Origin of the sequence: Actinoplanes sp. NPDC048791 (assembly GCF_040650095.1) — a bacterium.
In the GTDB taxonomy this organism is placed as follows: domain Bacteria; phylum Actinomycetota; class Actinomycetes; order Mycobacteriales; family Micromonosporaceae; genus Actinoplanes.
Genome location: NZ_JBEZGQ010000848.1, coordinates 1 through 3,642 on the forward strand (window position 1 = coordinate 1; position 3,642 = coordinate 3,642).

Genomic DNA, 3,642 nt, shown 5'->3' on the forward strand with positions numbered 1-3,642 from the left:
GAGCGCGTGGGCGTTGGTGGGCGCGTAGCAGCCGGTGTTGGCCTCCCGGTCGCTGGCGGCGTTGGCGGGCCGGTGCCCGGGCAGCTCCGGCAGGCCGTAGGTCCAGGTGCCGGCGTGCGTGCCGCCGTAGTAGCGGCCCCAGGCGTCGGCGTCGTGCAGCCGGAAGTCGGCGCCCAGATCGACGATCTTGACCCCGGCGGGCAGCTGCGCGGCCAGCGCCGCCGACTGCCCGTGCGGCAGAGCCAGGAAGACCAGATCAGCGTCGGCCAGGGTCTCCGCGTCGGTCACCCCGAGGACGAGATCCAGGCCCGCGAGCTGCGGGTGTACGGCGGCCACGGGCGTTCCCGCCTGACTGTGCGCCGTGGCGGCGACGAGGTCGAACTCGGGGTGCCCGGCGATCAGGCGCAGCAGCTCGCCCCCGGCGTACCCACTCGCCCCGGCGACAGCGACCCTGATTCCCATACTTACCTCCGCATGACTATGCAGAGGACGGTATCAACGCGCAGAGCCAGGAAGCAACCTCGAAAGGTGGCGCCCTCACCCGATCAGGTGCAGCCGCAACACCGCGTCACGGACCAGCAGCACCCCGATGATCGCCAGAACCCACCCCAGCGCCCCGTCCAGGTGCCGGGACATCCACGCGCTGACCAGCTGCAACGGTCTATCGATCCGACTGCCCAACGCGGTACGCACCCCGAGCAGCACCAGCGCGGGCAGCACCATCACGACGACGTACCCGGTGAGCAGCGCCACTCGCAGGGGCGCGCCGACGTCCGCCGCCGTCAGCAGGCCGATGGCCGCGAGGTACGGCACCATCGACAGCACCTCGATGCCCGCCGCGGCGACACCCCGCCCGGCCATCGCCCGCGGGGACGCCTCGGCGGTCGACAGCCGGGCCCGCCAGCGCGTCGCCGGGTCCGTCCCACCGCGGCGGGCGCGACGCCGGCGCACGCGCTTGGGCTCGAAGTAGAAGCTGAGCAGGAACAGTGCGGCACCCACGACCAGCTGGACCCAGCCGACGACGTCGTGGCCGTCGAGCAGGCCGCGCAGCGAGCCCGCGCCGGTGATCAGGATCAGCCCGACGACGAAGTAGAAGCCCGCGACCGTGGCGAGATAGACGAAGAACTGCGGCACCCGCAGCTTCGGCTCGAGCAGCATCCACAGGGGAATGAGCAGCGTACCGATGCTCGTGCTGTCGACCAGGGCCAGACCGGCCAGGGCGGCGACAAGAGTCCACTCCACCGCAAGGACTCTAGGTGCCACCCCCGACGCTCTGCTGCCCCACGGACGCGTGGTCCGGCGGGTGGCCCGGGTCAGCCGCTATCGTGCCCCGGTGAGGTCCACTGTGCGGGTACGTCATGTCCTGGCCGTCGGCGCGGTCCTGGCCGCGCTCGTCGGCTGCGGCTCCGCCGATCCGGCCGGTCCGGGGCCCGGAGGGCCGCCACCCGGCGGCTCGCCGCCACCCGGTGGACCTCCGCCAAGTGGTCCTCCGCCCGGCGGTGCTCCCCCGCCCGGGATGCTGCCGCCGCCGGACCGGGCGACCGCCGAGGCCTACGTCGCCGACCTGCGGCAGATCGACCCGGCCATCGTCGGCGACGGCGACCTCCGCCGGCTCGTCGACCGGGGCCTGAACCAGTGCGCCGGCGTCAAGGAGTGGCCGGACGACCAGGCCAAGCTGGTGGCGCTGACCAACCAGCGCTTCACCGCGCCGGACCATCCCGACGGCTTCGGCGAGGCCACCGCCGCCCGGATCCTCGAGGTCGTGCGCAAGCGGATCTGCCCCTCCTACTGAGAGGCGGTGGACGGTTGGCGACCTGGGCGGGTATGACTTCAGCCATGGCTGACAAGGAACTGGTCCGCATCCGGGAGACCGCCCTGGCGTACGCCGAGGCCGTCCGCACCACCCAGCGTTTCTTCGACCGCGTCGAGGACCTCGACGACCCGTCCGTGCAGGCCGAGTACGCAAACCTGGCCCAGCGCGAGAAGGAGGCCGCCGGGGCCCGCCTGGACGCCATCGACGCGGCCGGGATCGAGGTCCCGAGCGTGGACAGCAGCGACAACGACGCCTGACCGTACGCACGGGTTCACGGCGGTAGCTCCGGTTCCGGTACTGATTGACCGAAGATACGACCCCTGGGGTCGCCGGTACCGGTTCCGGGCTGTGCGACACTTCCGGACGCTTACCGATGTGTTGCGTTTCGGAGGAAACCTCGTGGCCGCTGCGGACCCGTACCGTGACCCCTCGCTGCCCGTCGAGCAGCGGGTCGAGGATCTGCTCGGCCGGATGACCCTGGCCGAGAAGGTCGGCCAGATGCTGCAGCTCGACGCGCGCGGCGACCTCAAGGACGCGGTCAGCACCCGGCTCGCCGGCTCGATCCTGCACGCCTCCCCGCAGCGCATGCTGGAGGCCATCGACCTGGCCGCCGGCACCCGGCTCGGCATTCCGCTGATCACCGCCGAGGACTGCATCCACGGGCACGGCTTCTGGCCCGGCGCGACGGTCTTCCCGACCCAGCTCGCCATGGCCGCCAGCTGGGACGCGGACCTGGTCGAGCGGGTGGCCCGGACCACCGCGATCGAGGTCTCGGCGACCGGCATCCACTGGACCTTCTCCCCCGTGCTGTGCATCACCCGGGACCTGCGCTGGGGCCGGGTGGACGAAACTTTCGGCGAGGACCCGTTCCTGATCGGTGAGCTCGGCGCCGCGATGGTCCGCGGCTACCAGGGCGACGGCCTGACCGACCCGACCGCCGTACTGGCCTCGGCCAAGCACTTCGCCGGCTACTCCGAGACCCAGGGCGGGCGCGACGCCAGCGAGGCCGACCTGAGCCCGCGCAAGCTGCGTTCGTGGTTCCTGCCGCCGTTCGAGCGGGTCGCCCGCGAGGGCTGCGCCACCTTCATGCTCGGCTACCAGTCGATGGACGGCGTGCCCATCACGCTCAACCGGTGGCTGCTCAACGACGTGCTCAAGCAGGAGTGGGGCTTCACCGGCACGCTGGTCACCGACTGGGACAACGTCGGCCGGATGGTCTGGGAGCAGAAGGTCTGCGCCGACCTGGTCGACGCCGCCGCGCAGGCCGTCCGGGCGGGCAACGACCTGGTGATGACCACCCCGGGCTTCTTCGAGGGCGCGCAGTCCGCGGTCGAGCAGGGCCGGATCAGCGAGGACGAGATCGACGCGGCGGTCCGGCGGATCCTGCGGCTCAAGTTCGAGTTCGGCCTCTTCGAGAACCCGCGGGCCCCGGACGCCGTACGGCAGGCCGCCGTGATCGGGCACCGCGACCACGCCGCGCTCAACCTCGAGATCGCCCGCCGCTCGCTGGTGCTGCTGCGCAACGACGGCACCCTGCCGCTGGCCGGTGGCCTGGTCGCCGACGCGGACGGGCGCGCCTCGGGGCTCACCGGCACGCGGACCGTCGCGGTCATCGGCCCCAACGCGGACGCCCCGCAGTCGCAGCTGGGTGACTGGGCCGGAGCCTCCGGGCAGGTCGACTGGATGCCCGACGGCCAGCCCCGCGAGCTGATCGAGACCGTGCTCGACGGCTTCCGCCGGGTCGCCCCGGCCGGCTGGACGATCACCACCGCCCTCGGGGCCGAGATCGAGCGGCTGGTGCCGGACCCGGCCGGTGCGTCGTACCCGGA

The 3,642-nt window shown here is 72.5% G+C and carries 4 protein-coding genes and 1 pseudogene; 3 read left to right on the forward strand and 2 right to left on the reverse strand.

The annotated features are described in order from the left end of the window. Both AB0C29_RS38285 and AB0C29_RS38290 read right to left on the reverse strand, forming a co-directional pair. Positions 1-462 (reverse strand): annotated as a pseudogene (locus AB0C29_RS38285) (N-acetyl-gamma-glutamyl-phosphate reductase); the annotation flags it as partial. 75 nt (positions 463-537) lie between these two features. Beyond that, complete coding sequence (locus AB0C29_RS38290) at positions 538-1,242, reverse strand: GAP family protein (protein WP_360831214.1); 705 nt, start codon at positions 1,240-1,242, stop codon at positions 538-540. A gap of 91 nt (positions 1,243-1,333) precedes the next feature. Here AB0C29_RS38290 and AB0C29_RS38295 point away from each other — a divergent pair, with 91 nt between their 5' ends. The 3 genes from AB0C29_RS38295 to AB0C29_RS38305 all read left to right on the forward strand — a co-directional run. Next, a complete protein-coding gene (locus AB0C29_RS38295) occupies positions 1,334-1,792 on the forward strand; it encodes a hypothetical protein (protein WP_360831217.1) in 459 nt (152 codons plus the stop codon). A gap of 44 nt (positions 1,793-1,836) precedes the next feature. Continuing rightward, positions 1,837-2,070 (forward strand): hypothetical protein, encoded by a 234-nt coding sequence (locus AB0C29_RS38300; protein ID WP_360831219.1) that lies wholly within the window; start codon positions 1,837-1,839, stop codon positions 2,068-2,070. A 142-nt stretch (positions 2,071-2,212) separates the two neighbouring features. Beyond that, positions 2,213-3,642, forward strand: a 1,430-nt coding sequence (locus tag AB0C29_RS38305) for a glycoside hydrolase family 3 N-terminal domain-containing protein (protein ID WP_360831222.1), incomplete at its 3' end; no start/stop codon positions are given.